At 53.4% G+C, this 18,282-nt stretch carries 23 protein-coding genes; 7 read left to right on the plus strand and 16 right to left on the minus strand.

Features of this window, described 5'->3' with window-relative positions:
• Positions 1-113: 113 nt before the first annotated feature.
• A complete protein-coding gene (locus tag E0F26_RS06210; RefSeq protein WP_420887697.1) occupies positions 114-986 on the plus strand; it encodes an SDR family oxidoreductase in 873 nt (290 codons plus the stop codon).
• Between the two features lie 107 nt (positions 987-1,093).
• On the opposite strand, the gene E0F26_RS06215 is transcribed toward E0F26_RS06210, so the two are convergent.
• The 5 genes from E0F26_RS06215 to E0F26_RS06235 form a co-directional block, all read right to left on the minus strand.
• Entirely contained in the window at positions 1,094-2,215 is a 1,122-nt protein-coding gene (locus tag E0F26_RS06215) for a S1C family serine protease (protein WP_420887698.1), read from the minus strand.
• Positions 2,212-3,093: a protease HtpX gene (htpX, locus tag E0F26_RS06220; protein WP_279243175.1), complete on the minus strand. Its 882-nt coding sequence runs from the start codon at positions 3,091-3,093 to the stop codon at positions 2,212-2,214. Before htpX ends, E0F26_RS06215 begins: the two co-directional genes overlap by 4 nt.
• Positions 3,094-3,200: 107 nt before the next feature.
• Complete coding sequence (locus E0F26_RS06225) at positions 3,201-3,599, minus strand: heat-shock protein HtpX (RefSeq protein ID WP_279243176.1); 399 nt, start codon at positions 3,597-3,599, stop codon at positions 3,201-3,203.
• Between the two features lie 17 nt (positions 3,600-3,616).
• Complete coding sequence (locus E0F26_RS06230) at positions 3,617-4,333, minus strand: J domain-containing protein (RefSeq protein WP_279243177.1); 717 nt, start codon at positions 4,331-4,333, stop codon at positions 3,617-3,619.
• A gap of 259 nt (positions 4,334-4,592) precedes the next feature.
• Positions 4,593-4,796 carry a hypothetical protein gene (locus E0F26_RS06235; RefSeq protein WP_279243178.1) on the minus strand — a complete coding sequence of 68 codons (204 nt, stop codon included), beginning with the start codon at positions 4,794-4,796 and terminating at the stop codon, positions 4,593-4,595.
• A 143-nt stretch (positions 4,797-4,939) separates the two neighbouring features.
• On the opposite strand from E0F26_RS06235, the gene msrA reads away from it, so the two are divergent.
• Positions 4,940-5,599, plus strand: a complete 660-nt coding sequence (gene msrA / locus E0F26_RS06240) for a peptide-methionine (S)-S-oxide reductase MsrA (protein WP_279243179.1) — start codon at positions 4,940-4,942, stop codon at positions 5,597-5,599.
• Here the strand turns inward: msrA and E0F26_RS06245 are convergent.
• The 8 genes from E0F26_RS06245 to E0F26_RS06280 all read right to left on the minus strand — a co-directional run bounded on the left by E0F26_RS06245 (position 5,596) and on the right by E0F26_RS06280 (position 11,803).
• Positions 5,596-6,306: a 16S rRNA (uracil(1498)-N(3))-methyltransferase gene (locus E0F26_RS06245; protein WP_279243180.1), complete on the minus strand. Its 711-nt coding sequence runs from the start codon at positions 6,304-6,306 to the stop codon at positions 5,596-5,598. The genes msrA and E0F26_RS06245 overlap by 4 nt on opposite strands.
• Before the next feature lie 12 nt (positions 6,307-6,318).
• Positions 6,319-7,638, minus strand: coding sequence for a 30S ribosomal protein S12 methylthiotransferase RimO (rimO, locus tag E0F26_RS06250; protein ID WP_279243181.1), 1,320 nt, complete (start codon positions 7,636-7,638; stop codon positions 6,319-6,321).
• Positions 7,639-7,673: 35 nt separating this feature from the next.
• Positions 7,674-8,177, minus strand: coding sequence for a DUF2244 domain-containing protein (locus E0F26_RS06255; RefSeq protein WP_279240810.1), 504 nt, complete (start codon positions 8,175-8,177; stop codon positions 7,674-7,676).
• A gap of 30 nt (positions 8,178-8,207) precedes the next feature.
• A complete protein-coding gene (locus E0F26_RS06260) occupies positions 8,208-8,915 on the minus strand; it encodes an RluA family pseudouridine synthase (protein WP_279240811.1) in 708 nt (235 codons plus the stop codon).
• Positions 8,908-9,678 (minus strand): pyridoxine 5'-phosphate synthase, encoded by a 771-nt coding sequence (locus tag E0F26_RS06265; RefSeq protein WP_279240812.1) that lies wholly within the window; start codon positions 9,676-9,678, stop codon positions 8,908-8,910. Before E0F26_RS06265 ends, E0F26_RS06260 begins: the two co-directional genes overlap by 8 nt.
• The gene (locus E0F26_RS06270) at positions 9,675-10,271 is read right to left on the minus strand and encodes a peptidylprolyl isomerase (RefSeq protein WP_279240813.1); all 597 of its coding nucleotides are present in this window, start codon (positions 10,269-10,271) and stop codon (positions 9,675-9,677) included. Before E0F26_RS06270 ends, E0F26_RS06265 begins: the two co-directional genes overlap by 4 nt.
• 71 nt (positions 10,272-10,342) lie before the next feature.
• Entirely contained in the window at positions 10,343-11,113 is a 771-nt protein-coding gene (locus E0F26_RS06275) for a TIGR04211 family SH3 domain-containing protein (RefSeq protein WP_279240814.1), read from the minus strand.
• 24 nt (positions 11,114-11,137) lie between these two features.
• Positions 11,138-11,803: an inner membrane-spanning protein YciB gene (locus tag E0F26_RS06280; protein WP_279240815.1), complete on the minus strand. Its 666-nt coding sequence runs from the start codon at positions 11,801-11,803 to the stop codon at positions 11,138-11,140.
• A gap of 104 nt (positions 11,804-11,907) precedes the next feature.
• On the opposite strand from E0F26_RS06280, the gene E0F26_RS06285 reads away from it, so the two are divergent.
• The 5 genes from E0F26_RS06285 (at position 11,908) to rluB (ending at position 16,003) form a co-directional block, all read left to right on the plus strand.
• Positions 11,908-12,777 (plus strand): PHP domain-containing protein, encoded by an 870-nt coding sequence (locus tag E0F26_RS06285; protein ID WP_279240816.1) that lies wholly within the window; start codon positions 11,908-11,910, stop codon positions 12,775-12,777.
• A 9-nt stretch (positions 12,778-12,786) separates the two neighbouring features.
• Complete coding sequence (locus tag E0F26_RS06290; protein WP_279240817.1) at positions 12,787-13,407, plus strand: L-threonylcarbamoyladenylate synthase; 621 nt, start codon at positions 12,787-12,789, stop codon at positions 13,405-13,407.
• Positions 13,408-13,587: 180 nt separating this feature from the next.
• Positions 13,588-14,382, plus strand: a complete 795-nt coding sequence (locus E0F26_RS06295; protein WP_420887703.1) for a segregation and condensation protein A — start codon at positions 13,588-13,590, stop codon at positions 14,380-14,382.
• 8 nt (positions 14,383-14,390) lie between these two features.
• Positions 14,391-15,116 (plus strand): SMC-Scp complex subunit ScpB, encoded by a 726-nt coding sequence (gene scpB, locus E0F26_RS06300; protein WP_279240819.1) that lies wholly within the window; start codon positions 14,391-14,393, stop codon positions 15,114-15,116.
• Positions 15,113-16,003 carry a 23S rRNA pseudouridine(2605) synthase RluB gene (gene rluB / locus E0F26_RS06305; protein ID WP_279240820.1) on the plus strand — a complete coding sequence of 297 codons (891 nt, stop codon included), beginning with the start codon at positions 15,113-15,115 and terminating at the stop codon, positions 16,001-16,003. The genes scpB and rluB overlap by 4 nt, the downstream gene beginning before the upstream one ends.
• A 104-nt stretch (positions 16,004-16,107) precedes the next feature.
• On the opposite strand, the gene E0F26_RS06310 is transcribed toward rluB, so the two are convergent.
• The 3 genes from E0F26_RS06310 to ubiG are packed head-to-tail and all read right to left on the minus strand — an operon-like array spanning position 16,108 to position 18,235.
• Positions 16,108-16,860: a YciK family oxidoreductase gene (locus E0F26_RS06310; RefSeq protein ID WP_279240821.1), complete on the minus strand. Its 753-nt coding sequence runs from the start codon at positions 16,858-16,860 to the stop codon at positions 16,108-16,110.
• Entirely contained in the window at positions 16,851-17,531 is a 681-nt protein-coding gene (locus E0F26_RS06315) for an HAD family hydrolase (protein WP_279240822.1), read from the minus strand. The genes E0F26_RS06310 and E0F26_RS06315 overlap by 10 nt, the downstream gene beginning before the upstream one ends.
• The gene (gene ubiG, locus E0F26_RS06320) at positions 17,528-18,235 is read right to left on the minus strand and encodes a bifunctional 2-polyprenyl-6-hydroxyphenol methylase/3-demethylubiquinol 3-O-methyltransferase UbiG (protein WP_279240823.1); all 708 of its coding nucleotides are present in this window, start codon (positions 18,233-18,235) and stop codon (positions 17,528-17,530) included. Before ubiG ends, E0F26_RS06315 begins: the two co-directional genes overlap by 4 nt.
• Positions 18,236-18,282: the final 47 nt, after the last annotated feature.

Genomic DNA, 18,282 nt, shown 5'->3' on the forward strand with positions numbered 1-18,282 from the left:
GACCTGACAGTCTCAGCTTTAGCCTCGAGATCACCGGATGCTTCGCGGATCAAGAGCCCTGGTCTAGAAGCTAATAATATGCGCCGCAATGATCACTCACGAACGAATGGGGGATGTGTGCGTTGAGTGCGTTACCAAAGCACATTGTTATTACGGGGCCTACAGCGGGCATAGGGCGCGCGGCCGCATTGAGTCTTGCGGAGCAGGGTTCACAGCTCACGCTTTTATGCCGAAATCTCGATAAAGGCGCAGACGTCTCTGAGGCCATTGTGAATGCAGGAGGTCTTGCGCCTCATCTTGTTCAAATGGATATGGCCAGTCTTGACAGTGTTCGTCGTGCGGCAACCTCAGTTCTGGAACTTGGGCTTCCCATTGATGTGCTGCTAAACAATGCAGGCCTAATAAACTCTCACCGCAGGGAGACATCGGATGGTTTTGAGGAGACGCTTGCGGTCAATCATTTCGCCCCTTTTCTCCTCACGGGCATGTTGTTGCCCGCTATTCTCAAGGCCGCGCCAGGTGCGCGGATCGTCAATGTGGCCTCAGGCGCACACAGTTTTGTGAAAAACATGGGGTTTGACGACATTCAGCTTGAGCACAGCTATAAGACATTCGAGGCCTATGGTCGATCCAAATTGGCCAATATATTGTTTACGCGAACACTGTCGCAGCGGCTTGCTGGGAAAGGCGTCACAGTGAACTGCCTGCACCCGGGTGCAGTCGCAACCGACATAGGTAAACAGCACGGCGAACTCATTGCAAAAGTCATTCCCATTCTGTTGAAACCGTTTTTCCGAGGCCCTCAAAAAGGCGCAGAAACATCAATTTATCTATGTGCTGACGAAAGGGTGGCAGGTCAAACCGGCGGTTATTGGTATAACTGCAAGCTGACGAAAGTGAAGCCCTGGGCGGAAGACGATGTCGAGGCGCGCAGGCTTTGGGATTACACGCAGGACACGATTGGCTTTGAGTACCCCTCTTTTTAGACGTCGCCCACTTGGCGACATCTAGTGTCGTAGGCCCAATAGAGGCCGGGCTCGTGGTTTACGAAATGTAATGCGACTGGGCCCCTAACTACTGTCTTTTAGTCAGCTCATTGCGTTTCGGTTAGCTCAACGTTAAAGCGTAAGGTCTTGTTATCTCTGAGGGTCTCGATGGTCACAATGTCGCCGACTCGATGCTTTTCCATTGCAGACAGGAAGTCTTCGTTGGTCTTGATGTCTTGTCCGTCAACCGACGTGATAATGTCTCCCAGTACGATGTCATTTCGGCCTACCCTACGCGCGCCAATCATCCCCGCATCATCCGCTGGGAAGCCTCGATAGGTCCGCACAATGGGTACGCCATCGATTCGGTTGCGCTTAATCCATTGATCAGAAGCGCGTTCGATACCGAGCACAGGCCGAAGAATTTTCCCGTAGGCAATCAGTTGAGGAACGACCTCTTTCACCGTGCTGACTGGGATCGCGAATCCAATGCCTGCGCTGGCACCGCTAGGCGAGTAGATGGCGGTGTTTACGCCGACTAGCTGGCCAAGGGAGTTGAGCAGAGGGCCACCCGAATTACCGGGATTAATAGCTGCATCGGTCTGAATTACTCCGCGGATTTTGCGGCCACTGGGGGACTGAATCTCCCTGCCGAGCGCACTCACCACACCAACTGTCAGTGTGGTGTCGAGTCCAAAAGGGTTACCAATGGCAAGTACTTTGCGTCCAACCGATAACTCAGATGAATCGCCCAGCGGTAACTCAATGAGACCCTCTGGCGGATCAATCAGACGGAGCACGGCGAGATCGCGCTCGGGCGCCAGTCCAACCACGGTCGCGTCGAACTCGCGTTGATCGCTGAGCGTGACCGTTAACTTATTGGCCCGTGCGACAACATGATAGTTCGTTACGATGAGTCCCGAGTTATCCCAGACAAAGCCAGATCCCGCACCTTGAGGGATTTCCATCACATTGAGGCTGAACATCTGGCGACGTAATGCAGTGGATGTCACGTATACGACCGAAGGGCTCGCGTTACTGAAGACCTCGGTGGTGTTTGCTTCGTCATTCGTTGAGAAACTTAGGTAGTCCACGGCTGCAGCTGCCGTGGGTGCCATTGTTAGCGCGGGCATTACGAGCGCAAAAACAGGGGTGAGAAGCAGGGCAAATCCGGCGATGAGGTTTGAGATCAGGCGCTTGAAAAAAGACGCCAATAACGGACGTTTCATCGGTTTTGCAAGGCCTCTATCCGCTTGTCCAGCGGTGGGTGAGATGAGAACAGTTGGCGGATATTTGAGCTTTTACCGGAGCGTATTCCAAACGCGGTAAGTTCACCGGGCAAGTCCGACGGCGAATCCATCTCTGCTTGTAGCCGCCGCAATGCCGCCGTCATATGGTGCTTACCGGCCAGGTCCGCGCCCGCTGCGTCTGCGCGGTATTCACGGTAACGCGAGAACCACATGACGATCATGCTAGCGAGTATGCTCAATAAAATTTCAGCCACAATAGTACCGACCCAGTAACCAATGCCCAGGCCCCGCTCATTCTTAAAGACGACTCGATCAATGGTGTGACCGATGATGCGTGCGAAGAACATAACGAAGGTATTCACTACGCCTTGTACGAGGGTCAACGTCACCATGTCGCCATTGGCTACGTGACCAATCTCATGGGCCATCACGGCCCGAACCTCTTCGGGCTTGAATCGCTGGAGCATGCCTGAGCTGACCGCGACCAGCGCATTGTTTCGATTCCACCCGGTGGCGAAGGCGTTGGGTGCCTCGGACGGGAATATGCCTACCTCTGGCATGCCAATGCCCGCTTGATCGGCAAGTTGACGCACCGTGTTTACGAGCCATTCCTCATCCCGGTTACTGGGCGTCTCAATAATGCGGGTGCGCGTCCCGCGCTTGGCCATCCATTTCGAAATGAAAAGCGAAAACAGTGAGCCACCCATGCCGAACAAACCACAGAAAACGAGCAATGCATTGAAATCAAGCCCCACACCATTGGCCTCAAGGAAGCTTTCAAAGCCGAGCAGGCGCCAGACGACACCCACAACAATCACGACCGCCATGTTGGTTAACAGAAAGAGTAAAATGCGCATGCGTTATCTCCGCAAAAACAATGATGTCAGGTATACGTAGTGACGTTAGACCGGGTTTTCAACCGGGGGTTCCGAATTTCGCGAACGTCATGCAGGGTTTTTATGGCCTAGGAGCTACTTTCGGTACCGTCTTCTTCGCTGCTTTCTTCGCTGCTTTCTTCGCTGCTTTCTTCGCTGCTTTCTTCGCTGCTTTCTTCGCTGCTTTCTTCGCTGCTTTCTTCGCTGCTTTCTTCGCTGCTTTCTTCGCTGTTTTCTTCGCTCTCGTCGAGGCCGGGCAACGCAATTTGACTGATGGTCAATTTAGGGAGTTTCCCTTTATTGAGTGTCATCTCGAGGATGTCCGCACGAAGTCCAAAATCTTTAGAGCTCAGTTCGAAGACGGTATTACTCGCTTCATCACGGTGTTTATAGAGTGCCACGCGTGAGCGATCAGCGCCGTCGACCCATTCCTTACTGCGTCCCCAGTAATGGCCGTCTTGATTTTTAAGGATGAAGCTGCGGTCCACGGTAAGGTGTTTCCTCATTAATTCTTGTTGAGCAAGATATCTTTTGCTTGATTGATTTTTGCGGCAAGAAAATCATTGCCGCCACGATCTGGGTGTAACTTTTGAATCAAACTCCGGTGCGCCGCAACCACCTCGTCCTCCGTCGAACCCTCATCAAGACCTAATATGGCAAGGGCTTCTGCTCGTGCGCTCTGGTCAGATGCTGCCCGATTAGCGCTTCGCTGCTGCTCTGAATTTTGATCAGCTTGCTGACGCCGCTGGTCAATGTAGGCCTCTAGCAGTTCAGCGGACTCTTCATCTTCGGTCTGGTAATGCGCTAACAGATCTTCCAATTGCGTTATTGAGAGCTCGGATAACAGCCAGCCTTTGTGCGGCCCCTCGATTATTTCCCCGTCGATATAACCTGAACCGTGATCAAGCGTTGCCGACAGATGATTCGTTTGAATCGATGACTGACCCGACTGTGCGTTCTGCGCGCGTAGTTTGTTTAGAAAGGGCAGTGCGCGAATTACCCAGGGAAGGATTTGACGGAGAAACACAAAGGCACCTGTGATCGCCGCACCGACCCAATGCATACGCCCGGTAAGGGTGAGCACAACCACGAGGGCAATCATAAGCCCCAGCAAGAACTTGATATAGCCAGATCGCTGCTTGTGCGGTGGCATATTGCGAACACGCCACAGGTAGTAAATAGCGATGGCCGCGGCGGCAATGGCTAGTAGCGCTCTGATCACATTGAGATCCTCTTTGGGTAGCTCATATTTCGATTTGGGGTTTTAGGTTTGGGCTTAGTGTAGGACGTTGTCGTCTCACACGTCTGTTCGCCACGACCGAAGTTTATCACTTTCTTTGAGCCCGAGACCTTCGATTACTCAACGACCGGTTTTGGAGCTTGTGAGCTGCGCATTTTGACCTGGAAGCGGTTGTTGATGGCGGTTTTGGTCTTTAAAGGAGGGTTTACCGCACCGCGCGTGAAGGCTAGGCAGGCGCTCGTTAAGGGAGAGCTACGAGCCCCTGTGCCGCAAGTTCGGGGAGGTAATGCTTGCGCTGTTGTAATTCCAGAATGGCCGACTGAATGTCACGCTCATTTTTGGTAACCGCAATATCTGTCGCGATGTCGAGTAACTTGCGACTAGATAACCGACTCGCAGCCGTCTTTTTGTTCAAACTTTCAGGTAGCGTGATTGTAATAGGCATATCGTGCCTCCTTCTCCCTCGACCCATCACGGTTTTTGGTCGATGCAATATTTGTCTATGTTGAAAACGTTAGACCCTCTTTGTTACAAAAGTTCAGCGGTATACTTTCAGTGGGATGAATTTTTTGTGTCTGGGGACTTCTAATGGATGTCATGGATATTCGACGTAAACACGCTCTACCTTCAGCAGACGAGGCGATCCCCGGACGCTCCGAGCGCATGGAGGTAACGCACGCCCACACGGTTTTAGGCACACCGCTGGAAGGGCCCTTTGACGCATCTTTGGAAATGGCGATGTTTGGGCTCGGTTGCTTTTGGGGTGCGGAGCGCTTGTTTTGGAAGGTGCCCGGGGTGTATACGACCGCAGTTGGGTATGCGGCGGGGCACACTCCTAACCCGACTTACCGCGAGGTTTGTTCAGGGCAGACGGGGCACAATGAGGTCGTACTCGTGGTTTTTGACCCAGCTAAAGTGAGCTACGGGGCGTTGTTAAGCGTTTTCTGGGAGAGTCATGACCCTACGCAGGGTATGCGCCAGGGAAACGACTGGGGGACGCAATACCGTTCAGGTATTTACACTTATTCCGAAGCTCAATCTGCTGCTGCATTGGCGAGTCTCAAGACCTATAACGAGCGCTTAGTGGCCGCAGGGTATAACGCGATCACAACGGAAGTTCTCAGTGCCACCGAGTTTTATTACGCGGAGGCGTATCACCAGCAGTACTTGGATAAGAATCCCGCGGGCTATTGTGGTATCGGCGGTACTGGCGTGGCCTGTGGAATTGGGACGGGCGTCAGCGCTTAAGAAAGCTCGCGTGAGAGCGCTGCACAGACTGCCGTATCGACACTGAGAATCCGAGCGCCCAATGACACCTTCTGAGCCCCTACCGCTTCAGCAAGATTCACTTCGAAGTCAATAAAACCACCTTCAGGGCCTATGAGTAAGGTCGTTGGCCGTTGAGTATCAGCCTCAAAGGGCGCGCTGTTTCCCGGATGCGCAATGAGCAAGGTTGTTTCTGCGCTGATGGCGGGTAATACATCTTCCATGAAGGGCTTGAAGCGCTTGTGTTGGATCACACGGGGTAAGACGGTGTCGCCAGAGCGTTCAAGGCCCTGAGTAAGTGCCATCTCCACTTTATCTTCGTTGAGATGGGGGGTTTGCCAATAGCTTTTTTCAACACGATACGAATGAATCAAATGAAGCTCGGCCACCCCAAATTCTGCCACGCTTCGAAATACTCGCCGCAGCATTTTGGGTCGAGGTAGGGCGAGTACCAGCTGCGTGGGATGACGGTGCAAAGGCGCATCAGATAGCGCCACCTCGAGCTCAACACCCTCGCCACTAACTTGAGTAACCGTGCCCAGGCCACGATCACCATTAATGAGGCCCACTCTCAATGTTTGATTTGCAACGACTTTCAGCACCGTAATTAGGTGTCGCGCCCGATGGTCAGTCAATTTGACTGTGTTGGCGTTAATCCAATCGTTTTCTCGAAGGAGAACTATATTCATCGTGGTCTTGGCTTAGTCGGTCCACAGATCATAATCGTCTGCCTTGGTCACCCGTCTACGTATCACATCTCCCGGCGCCAACCCGTCGGTGTTTTTTAGGTATACCACCCCATCTATTTCGGGTGCGTCGCCTTTGGTTCGCCCCACGGCCGCCTCACCGGATACCTCGTCGACGATGACATCCACCTCGGAGCCAACTTTACGCTGGAGGCGTTGAGCACTGATTTCTTGCTGCACAGCCATAAAACGGTGCCAGCGTTCCTCTTTAATGTCCTCGGGGACCGGGTTGTCGAGCTCGTTTGCCGAGGCACCTTCGACTGCTGAGTACTTGAAACACCCGACACGATCGAGTGACGCGTCACGCATAAAGTCGAGTAACTCATTGAATTCACCCTCGGTTTCACCGGGAAAGCCAACGATAAAGGTTGAGCGCAATGTGATGTCTGGACAGATCTCTCGCCAAGAACGAATACGATCGAGGGTTTTTTCAGATGCAGCCGGTCGCTTCATTCGCTTTAGGACACTTGGACTGCCGTGTTGCAACGGTATGTCGAGATAGGGGAGCACTTTCCCCTCCGCCATAAGCGGGATGATTTTGTCGACGTGCGGATAAGGGTAGACGTAGTGCATTCGCACCCAGATACCCAATTCGCCGAGTGCAGAAGCGAGATGATACAGATCACTTTTGAGCGGGCGTCCACCCCAGAAGTCCGTTTTGTATTTAATATCGACCCCATAAGCGCTGGTGTCTTGAGAGATGACGAGCAACTCTTTAACACCTGAGCGAGCGAGCTGTTCGGCTTCACGCATCACATCGCCAATGGGTCGGCTGACAAGGTCGCCTCGAAGACTTGGGATAATGCAAAATCGACAGCGATGATTGCATCCCTCCGAGATCTTCAGATAGGCATAGTGCTTTGGCGTAAGCTTTACACCCTGTGCCGGAATAAGATCGATCTTCGGGTCGGGTACGTGAGCGTTGGGGAGGACGCGACGAACCTCAGATAGGACTTCCTCGTAGGCAGCAGGTCCGGTGATTCCCAGTACTTTGGGATGGCGCTGTAAAACGAGATCGGCCTGTTCACCCCCTCCCATACAGCCCGTTACCAGAACTCGACCGTTTTCCTCAAGCGCCTCACCGATGGCAGCTAGCGACTCTTCCTTCGCGCTGTCGATGAAGCCGCAGGTGTTCACAATGACAACACCGGCATCATCGTAAGAAGGCGACACCTCGTATCCATCGAATCTTAGTTGTGTGAGGATGCGCTCCGAATCCACGAGGGCTTTTGGGCACCCAAGTGACACGAAACCTACTTTTTGCGCTTGAGGCATGTCGCTCTATTCCGTCCGTTGAAGCCGCTAGTGTCTCACAGGGTGAACTTGCGTTCGCTACCGTAGGTGCGAACCGGTAATTCTGCACGCAATCGCTTCAGCAACTCTTCAGCCTCGTCCTTGTTGAGGAACTCACCAATCGTGGTGCGGCTCTCCTTGTTATGAAGCCACAAGGCTGGACCTTCCCACTGATTTTTCGCATCGATAACGTTAAGTGCCGTATCGTCCCGCCGCCATAGCCAGGTACGTTTTGGAACAAAGTAGCCTTTCTCAATTTTGATAGTGGCGGCGTGGACAGTAACAACCTGCCTGTACTCAAGCTTCCAATTCACATAGTAAAGCGCAGCGCCCAAACCTATCAGCTCTGCACCGGCGAAGGGCAGAATTGGCCAGGCACCTAATAGCGTAAAAGCAATGGCTGCGCCCAGAGAAGGAATCGAAACGGCGATCAGAGCGTAAAGGTTGGTTCGCCAGGTGGCGCTCTTGTTGGGCTTGACGATGATTAAGCGGTGGTCATCTTCAATGAGTTCAGTAATCAACGAATTGCCTCGATGTGAGCCGACAGAACACTAAAGTGCAAACGGTATCGGTGTGAAGGCAGAAATCCAATGCCCTGTAGACGGTGCGCACAACTTTAATCGGGTTGCATGGAGTAACAGCCGCTCAGACGCTTCGAGGGCTTTGGGGTGAGCGTACATATCGCAACCAATAATTGGGTGGCCCAGCGCCTGCATGTGTATCCGAAGCTGGTGAGATCGACCGGTAACAGGTTTGAGCTTTACAAGGGTCCGCATCTTTCGGCGCTCAATGACCTCAAAATAGGTGAGGGAGTGCTTGCCGCGTTCGTGGCAAATCATCTGCTTGGGCCGGTTAGGCCAGTCGGTTGCGATAGGCAGTTCGACAGCGCCCGCATCTTGGTCGAGCTCGCCCCACAAAACCGCCGTGTATTCTTTTTCAATTTGGCGGCGTTGAAATTGCCGGGCGAGTTCCGACAGGCTCGCTTTGTGCTTGGGCACAACCATAATACCTGACGTATCCAAGTCGAGCCGATGCACCGCATTCACATCGGGATAACGCGGTTGCAGACGCCGAATCAAGCTGTCGTGATTGAGTGGATGCCGACCGGGCACGCTCAACAAGTGATGGGGTTTATCGACAATAAGAAGGTCTGTGTCCTCGTAGACAATTCGGGTGGTAGCTTGACTGTGCGGGACAAGATAAGGCGGGAGCTCATCAAATTCTGGAGCCCCTGGCGTGCCGGGGGCCGCTTCAGTCACTGCCAGCTCTGAGCGCAAGCGCCTTCTTATAGTGCGCCACGCTCGCCGCAAAACCGTAGCGCAGAGCATCCACTGTCAGCGCGTGACCAATGGACACCTCTAGGAGATGTGGGATTTTGAAGTCTGGAAGGTTCATGAGGTTGAGGTCATGCCCCGCATTTACGCCCAAACCTGCCTCGTCAGCCGCAATGGCTGTATCGACAAAGGCTGCTAAGGTGCTTGTGAAGTCCCCGTGGGCATGGGCCACTGCGTAAGCTTCGGTGTATAGCTCAACACGATCTGCCCCAATGGCCGCTGCCATGGCCATCTGCTCTGGGTCGGGATCCATGAACACGCTGACGCGACAGCCCCAAGATTTGAGTTGCGTGATGATGGGTAAGAGGCGTTCGCTATCTTGTCGCAAGTCGAATCCGTGGTCCGATGTTAGCTGTTCGTCGCCGTCCGGAACCAAGGTGACTTGCGCCGGGCGCGTAGCCTCGACAAGCGACATAAAGCCCGGGTAGTCGCCGACAGCCGACCTGTCACTCGCCGCCGCTGGCGCGAAAGGGTTGCCTTCAATGTTGAATTCAACCTTCAGCGCGGCTGCTAAGTCATGGCAATCTGACGCACGAATATGGCGTTGATCTGGCCTTGGGTGGACGGTAATACCCTCTGCACCCGCTGCTACGGCTATCGACGCAAATTCAAGCGGCGAGGGCGAGGTGGTGTCGCGTGAGTTTCGAACGAGTGCGACCTTGTTTAGGTTTACGCTAAGAATCGTCATGGGGATATGCGCGTGACACGAAGCAAGACGATCGGATCAAGCGGCACATCTTGCAGGGGCATCTTTCCCTTGTCGGTTGAACCAACAGCGCTCCCCGTAGGGGTCGATGCCATAAAGTCGACGACTCTCATGCCGCTTATCACTTCGCCAAAGACGGTGTAGCCAGGCTTGAAGGGCGTCCAGTCTAGTCGGGGATTGTTACGCTGATTAATGAAAAACTGACTTCCAGCAGAGTCGGGATCGCTGGTCCGTGCCATGGCTAGTGTGCCGCGGTCATTGTGAAGACGGTTCTTCGACTCATTGACGACCGTTCTGCCCGACTCCCTCTGTTTTAAATCGACATCGAAACCACCGCCTTGGACCATAAAATTGTCGATTACACGGTGAAAGATTGTGTTTTTGTAAAAACCCTCGTCGACGTGAGCGAGAAAATTTTCAACTGTCTTGGGTGATTTGTCGGCGTAGAGCAATACGGTGACGTCCCCGACATTGGTTTCTAACTTGACGATAGGGTTCTCGGCCTGAGCAGCGCTGCCGCCAATCAGTAACGCTGCAGAGAAGAGACTTAACAGGGTTTGTTTGAGATGGCGCACATGGAGCTCCTTGGGGTCTAAAATCAAACGCAATGTCGATTGGTGATATCAAATGTTTTCGGTAGCGGCGCCTATCGCCAGCCATCGTTGCGTCGGCGTTTGACGGTCAAACGCGGAATGACAAGCGCGAGGAAGATGCCGGCTAAAACAGCAAGAACGCCCTCAAGACGCTGATTACTGGCCACGCGGCCCTCTAATCGAGTGTTTTCGAGTTTGAGCAGGTCATTTCGCGCATTAACGTCCTCAAGTTTTGAGGTGAGTTCGCCGGTTAGCTTGTCCAATTGAATAGCGTTGGCAGAAATACGTTTGATCTCGGCGAGTTCTTGCTGTGTCGCCTCTAGGCCTCGCGTCGCAGTCCCGCGGTCCTCATTGGCGGATGACAATTCCTCAACAGATGCGTCCAATTGCGCCTGCAGTTGGGCGACCTTTGTCAGCGCGTTTTTTAGTTGCGTCTCAAGGCTATTTAGCTGTTTGGCACGTGGGATAGCTGTTTGCAGGTATTGCGCTCTTAAGTAACCTCGCGTTCCGCCCTTCGTCTCGACTTCTGCCCAGACACCGCCCTCAGCGGTGCCAAAATAGGTGACTTCAGTTCCCGACGGCAGGCCTTTATTCACAATACGGTAATCGCCACCTGGTCCGGTTCTAATGGGTGTGTAAATGAGGTCGGTGATGTAGCGTGATTCTCCAAGCTCACTGTCGCTTTCGCCGGTTTGTGTGGTGCTGAAGTCGCCGTCCTGCGAGGTGTCTTGCGTGAGCTGGGTATTATTGCCTTGCTGCGCTGATGCGGTCATCGCCAGGAATCCGAGTACGATCGTCGCTGTCCATCTCATAAGGTTGGTCATTAGAAGTTGCCCCCTGGCACTCGGCTAAAAAGTCTTGGTTGTTTCGGTTTCACGGCGCCCACGCTCATCGTTTTTTCCAGAGGCGTCGTCTGCCGAGGTTTCAGTTGTAACGTCTGCCTCTAACTCTTTGAGGTACGGGTGCATGATCAAGCCGATTAGCACCGCCCAGAGAATGGTGAACAAAAAGGCGGACCAAAGTTTAAAGGAAACCCAGGTATCCATTGAATAGTTATAAGCGACAAAGAGGTTCACGGCCCCAACCATGAAGAAGTGCATTGTGGATACGAGGGTGACCTTATTCCAAGCATGCGCGGGCATGTGAATCTCGTTGGGTAGAAGTTCTTGAAAGAAGCACCGTTTACGAACCACGTGCCATACGACGTAAACTAAGGCGAGGGCCCAGTTAAAAACAGTAGGTTTCCAAAGAATGAATAGGGGATCTCTTAAGGCAACGGTGGCGCCGCCAAAAAGTGTCACGGCTGCAGCAACACCCAATAAGCGTTTTTCGACGCTACCCCATACGACTTTGATAATGATCAACTGAAGCAGTGTCGCAATGATGAGCGCAAGCGTGGCCGAGTAAATACCATCGACGGTATGGGCGTACCCGCCGAGCGTCAGCGTCGTTCCCGACAGCTGGTATACACCAAAGAATATGACTAAAGGGAAGAATTCTAAGAGTTGCTTCATGTAGGCTCTGTTACTATGTGGCGCTGAGTTCTCAAACGGGTTTTGCTTCTGAGGTTAAGTCGTCAGTTTAAGTGCCCGCCACGAAGGTTAAAAGTTAAGTAATTGTGATTGTCGATTTCCACACACATTCTCTGGCATCTGATGGCGCATTGCTTCCGGCTGAATTGCTCGAACAAGCCAAGTCAGCCGGTGTTACGTGTTTCGCTATCACTGACCACGATACCTTATCGGGCTATCAATCGGTAAAAGATACGGGTACAGCGCAGGAAGTAGGGCTGATCTCGGGCGTCGAATTGTCGTGTCGTTGGGCAAGCACCACGATTCACGTTGTTGGGCTCGCCTTCGATGACTCGTCTTTGGCCATTACATCGATGGTCAAGTCGCTGTCCGAGGCGCGTATCGAGCGTGCAAAAACGATTGCACATCGGCTAGAAAAGGCGGGTTTTGCAGGGGCGTTGAAGGGTGCGCAGGAAACCGCAGGCGAGAGTCAGATTGGACGCCCCCACTTTGCACAGTGGATGGTCGAAATGGGACACGTTACGTCCCTGACTCAGGCATTCGATAAATACCTTGGCGCGGGCAAAATCGGCGACGTAAAAACGTTTTGGCCCTCCATGGCTGAAGTGGTTGGTGCGATCGCGAAAGCTGGGGGCGTGACTGTCTTGGCACACCCTTTAAAATACAAGCTGACGGGTATGAAGCTTCGTGCGCTGTTGACCGATTTTAAGGCAGCAGGGGGCGAGAGTTTGGAGATCTTGAATGGTCGTCAGCCTGAAGCCGATATGAAACGTCTGAGCCAAATGGCAGATTCTTTAGGCTTTCTTGTATCCGCTGGATCTGATTTTCATCGGAGCTTCGAGTACGGACCGACCTTGGGCGTCGATACGGATAGGCTCGCAGAAGGAAACTACGTGTGGGATGCGTTGTGTCAGCGTGCTCAGGAAGGCAATGCAGCAGAGATAAAGCCGCAGTAGGGATCCGCTATGAGTCAGTTTTTTACCGTTCACCCCGAAACACCTCAGACTCGTTTGATTAATCAAGCGGTCGATATTCTCTCGGAGGGTGGTGTCATCGCCTACCCTACGGATTCTGCTTATGCATTGGGTTGCCGGCTCGATAACAAAGCGGGCGCTGAGCGCATCCGTCAAATCCGCAAGCTAGCTGAGGACCACAATTTCACGCTGATGTGTCAGGATTTATCTGAGCTCTCTCGCTATGCCCGCGTCGATAATGCCGCTTACCGGTTGATAAAGCATTCAACTCCTGGCCCCTACACCTTCATTTTTGAGGCGAGTAAAGAGGTGCCTAGGCGCCTTATGAGTCCGAAACGTAAAACAATTGGTCTGCGGGTGCCCGACAATACCATTGCGCAGTCGCTACTCAGCCGGTTGGGTGAGCCTCTGATGTCGGTCACCTTATTACTGCCCGGTGATGACTATCCGCTTAGTGACCCGTACGATATACGCACGACGCTTGAACGAGACGTCGACCTTGTTATTGATGGTGGCTATTGTGGTTTGGAACCCACCACTGTGATTGACATGAGTGGTGAGGAAACTGAATTGCTTCGCCAGGGATTGGGTGCGTCGGACGCATTCGTATAACGCATAGGAAAAGATGTGAACGATACGACAGATACATCAGTTCCCGCTTCAGGTGACACCGGCAGCATCGCTTCTGGCGAAACGCAGCCGATCGCACCACCGGTGGCGAGTGCGTCCAATCCCGATCAAGAGGCGGGGCCGACGGCGTCCCTACGAGCCTCAACCGCGGTAGAAAAACGTATGGGGCAGCCACAGCAAGGAGAGATGCCCTTTGCAGTGGTATTAGGCGAGGCGCTTACCGAGCTTCCGAAGGACCTTTACATTCCACCGCGGGCACTCGAGGTTTTCTTGGAGGCCTTCGAGGGGCCGCTTGACCTGTTGCTCTATCTTATACGCAGACAAAATCTCGATATTTTGGATATCGACGTGGCGGTTATCACCGAGCAGTACATGAAGTATGTCGAGCTGATGGACGCTGTTCAGTTCGAGTTGGCCGCTGAATATTTGCTGATGGCAGCAATGCTGGCCGAAATAAAGTCACGAATGCTCTTGCCGCGGTCGACAGAGGCGGATGAAGAGGAAGAGGATCCGCGTGCGACGCTCGTGCGACGACTACAGGAGTATGAGCGATTCAAAAAGGCAGCAGAGGACATTGCCGAGCTGCCTCGGGTGGAGCGAGATACCTGGATTGGTTCGGCAGAGCCTCCGCCGATGGAGCGAACCAAGCCGCTACCTCAAGTTAATTTACAGGACCTTGTGATTGCATTTTCGGAGGTCCTTAAACGTGCCGATTTATACGAAAGTCACCAAATTAAACGGGAGTCGCTGTCGACGCGTGAGCGAATGGCAGATGTTCTTCAAACGCTCCAAGCTGAGGAATTTTGCTCTTTTGAGTCGCTGTTTAAGGTCGAAGAGGGGCGGCTCGGCGTTGTGGTAACGTTTTTGGCTATTTTAGAGTTGATAAAAGAGTCTTTGGTGGACATTGTGCAGTCCGGCGAATTTGCCCCTATACACATCAAAGCGCGAAGCGAGTAACCATCACTATGGGCGATCATGATTTAGTCGAAATACTCGAGGGCGCCTTATTGGCGGCCGGAGAGCCGCTATCTAAGAGGCAGTTAGCACAGCTTTTTGACGAGCTGGAGCGTCCATCAACCGCTGATATATCGTCTGCGCTGGACACAATTGCTGGACGCTGTGAGGGACGAGGGTTTGAGTTGGCCGAGGTGGCAAGTGGTTTTCGCTTCCAGGTCCGACAGCACTTGTCGCCTTGGGTCAGCAAACTGTGGGTTGAGCGTCCCGTGCGTTACTCGCGAGCTCTTCTGGAGACGTTGTCACTGATTGCCTATCGTCAGCCCATCACACGGGGTGAAATTGAGGACATTCGGGGTGTGGCTGTCTCAAGTAATATCATGAAGAGCTTGCTTGAAAGAGATTGGGTCAAGGTCGTTGGGCATCGTGACGTTCCGGGAAAGCCCGCTATGTATGCGACCACGAGAGAATTTCTGGACTACTTCAACCTTAAAACGCTCGACCAGCTACCGCCCTTGGCCGACGTTAAGGATCTCGAGACGATGACAAGCGCATTGCCGCTCGAAGAGTTCCACGATGCGAGAGCCGACGAGACTGGTTCGGAGATAGCCGAGGATCTGGACTCAGAGGGGCAAGATTCAGAAAGCCAAGCTCTCGATAACCAAGCTCTCGATAACCAAGGTATTGCTGTTGAGCCATCACCGGAAGAAAGCGTTGCAGGAGTTGAGTCTGAATGAGCGGTCCAGATAGCAATACCGAGACGCTCGTCGTGGACAATGGGTCGGAGAAGCCTGACGGTGAAAAGCTTCAGAAGGTCCTTGCGCGCATGGGATATGGCTCTCGTAGGAAGCTCGAGGAGAGCATTACCGCGGGCGAGGTGATGGTTAACGGCAAGAAAGCCAAGTTGGGTGATCGTGTCGTCGCAAGCGACAAAATTAAGTTTAAAGGTAAGCCTGTTTCTAATGACGAGGTGATCGACAATCGTATCTTGCTTTATCACAAGCCTGTCGGTGAGGTTTGCTCTCGAAAGGATCCCGAGGGACGGGCTACGGTATTTGACGGTCTTCCGCGATTAAAGAGCGGGCGTTGGGTTTCCGTTGGCCGACTCGATTTCAACACCTCAGGCCTGTTACTGCTAACCACTGATGGTGACTTAGCTAATGCGTTGATGCACCCCTCAAGTCGGGTGGAGCGCGAGTACTTATGTCGCGTAATGGGGCGCGTCGATAAGACAATGCTGGAGCGTCTCAAATCAGGTGTTGAGTTGGACGATGGCCCTGCGCGCTTCACCGACATACAGGAAGGCGGGGGTGACGACGACAGCATTAATCAGTTTTTCTATGTGGTGCTGGCTGAAGGTCGAAACAGAGAGGTAAGGCGGCTTTGGGAATCTCAAGGTGCAACCGTGTCGCGTTTGAAACGGGTGCGCTATGGCGATGTTTTTATCCCGTCCAAACTCAAGAAGGGTCAGTGGATGGAGTTGAAGCAGCGTGATGCCGACGTTGTGTATACCATGGCACAGATGGAGCCCAGACCGGTTCACAAGCCCTCAAAGAAGGCCGCTGAAAAGCGTGAGCGGCAGTCTCGAAAAAGCGGCAAGCACATCAATAAACGACACGACTAGTGAGCACCGCGAAAGGCCTGCTTGCGTGAGTCTTCAGCGATTATTAAGGGCTCAGTTTGTGGGTCGCTATCAGCCTACTCAGAGCATACCCGCAATCATTTGGGTTATTGGGCGCTGAGTGCTTCGCCGTTCAGGTGTTTGCTGCCATCGCTCATCAAGAATACCCACTCGCGGATAATCTCTTCAGGTGATGGATTTGTCGTAGGGGGTTCAGCGGGGTAGGCCGATCGTCGCATCGAAGTATTTACGGCGCCGGGGTTTAAGCTGTTGACACGAATGTTGCTTGTCGCACCGAGCTCATCTGCGAGCACTTGCATAAGTCCCTCGGTCGCAAACTTTGATACCGCATAGCTCCCCCAGTAGGCGCGACCCTTTCGACCCACACCCGAGCTCGTAAAAACCACGGACGCCGAGGGTGATTGGTCAAGGAGCGGCAGCAGTGTTTGCGTCAGCATGAAACCCGCATTGACGTTGACTTGCATGACATCATGCCAGCTCGTGGCGCGTGTCTGGGCGATGGGTTTTCGATCGCCAAGCAGGCTCGCGTTGTGGAGCAGTCCGTCAAGCTTTGGGATGGCCTCACCCAAAGAGCCAGCTAACGTGACGTAGTCATCATGGGTGGCTTTGGCTAAATCCATAGCGAGGATAGCGGGCTCTTTGCCACCTGCGACCACGATCTCATCATAGAGTGCCTCCAAGCGCGCTTCATTGCGACTCAGCAACAAGACCTCAGCACCGCAGCGAGCGAACGCTAGACTCGCTGCTCTGCCGATGCCCTCTGCGGCGCCTGTGACCAAAATCGTCTTGTCTGCGAGTTCATCCGGGCGTGCTGCCCAGGAGTTGGGTGCTACTGGCATGGTAGTTGGGTCCTTATCCACTTACAGAGTGCCGCGGGCGTCTCAACGCACAGGTCAGCACCCCATTCTTCAGGGTGGTCATGGTCTTCGATGTAGCCGTACTTGACGGCCACCGTGTAGCAGCCAGCCGCATTGCCTGCCTGGATATCGCGAATGTGATCGCCCACGTACACCATCTGCTCTGGTGAGACTTGCAGTTGCTTGGCCGCAAGCAAAATAGCTTCGGGGTCGGGCTTCGCCTTCGCCACATCGCAGGGCGTCACGAGGCTTTGTGCGGGCGGGTCAAAAGGCATCGCATCCATGAGGGGCTCAGCAAAGCGTCTGAACTTGTTGGTTACCACGCCCCATGCACCACCGCCTTTAATCACCTCGGCGACTGTGTCTACCAAACCTTCGTAAGGTGTTGCGCTGGTGCCAAGGATCTCCTCGTACCAGTCTAAATACTGCTGTCGATAGGGCTCCCAGCGAGGGTCGTCTTCCCTGATTCCTGTGGCCTCTGTCACAAGGCGACCTGAGCCGTGTGAAATCAGCTTGCGTGCATCGTCAAAGGGCGTCTCGCTATTGCCTAGCTCGACAGACATGCGGTGATAAACCGCAATGAGTTCACTAGCGGTGTCGATGAGTGTGCCGTCGAGATCAAAAACAAAGGCACGAAACGACATCGTGCTCATGCAGGCTTGCTCGCCCTGATCATGTAATTGACTGACACATCGCCCTCTACCAATCGATAGTGCTTTGTGAGCGGGTTGTAGGTAAGGCCAATCATGGCTTCGACCTGCAGTCCCGCCGCCCTTGCCCAGCGACTCAGTTCAGAGGGTTTTATTAGCTTGTCATACTCATGGGTGCCTTTGGGCAACATATTGAGAACGTACTCTGCACCTACAATCGCAAACAACCAGGCTTTCGGATTACGGTTGATGGTGGAAAAGTAAAGATCGGAGCCGGGCCTTGCCATGTCGGCGCAAGCCTGTACCACCTTAGATGGGTCTGGCACGTGCTCTAGCATTTCGAGGCAAGTCACGACGTCGTAGGCCTCGGGTCTCTCCTCGGCAAGTGTCTCGGCCGTCGTTTGTCGATATTCGACATCAAGCTCTGATTCAAGCAAATGAATTTTGGCGACTGATAAGGGGGCTTCCCCCATATCAATTCCCGTGACGGTTGCGCCGCGATGCGCCATCGCCTCGCTCAGCAGTCCGCCACCGCAACCGACATCGATGAGCTTTTTCCCCTTCACTTCGCTGTAGCGGTCTATCCACCCTGCGCGCAATGGATTGATGTCGTGTAAAGGCTTGAACTCGCTATTTTCATCCCACCATCGTGAGGCAAGTGCTTCAAACTTCGCTATTTCGTCAGGGTCTACGTTGGTGTGTGTCATCGAGTACTCGGTTATGGCGTCGTTAATGTTGCGGGCTGTATACGGTG

Origin of the sequence: Candidatus Paraluminiphilus aquimaris, assembly GCF_026230195.1 — a bacterium.
GTDB classification, from domain to species: Bacteria; Pseudomonadota; Gammaproteobacteria; order Pseudomonadales; family Halieaceae; genus Luminiphilus; species Luminiphilus aquimaris.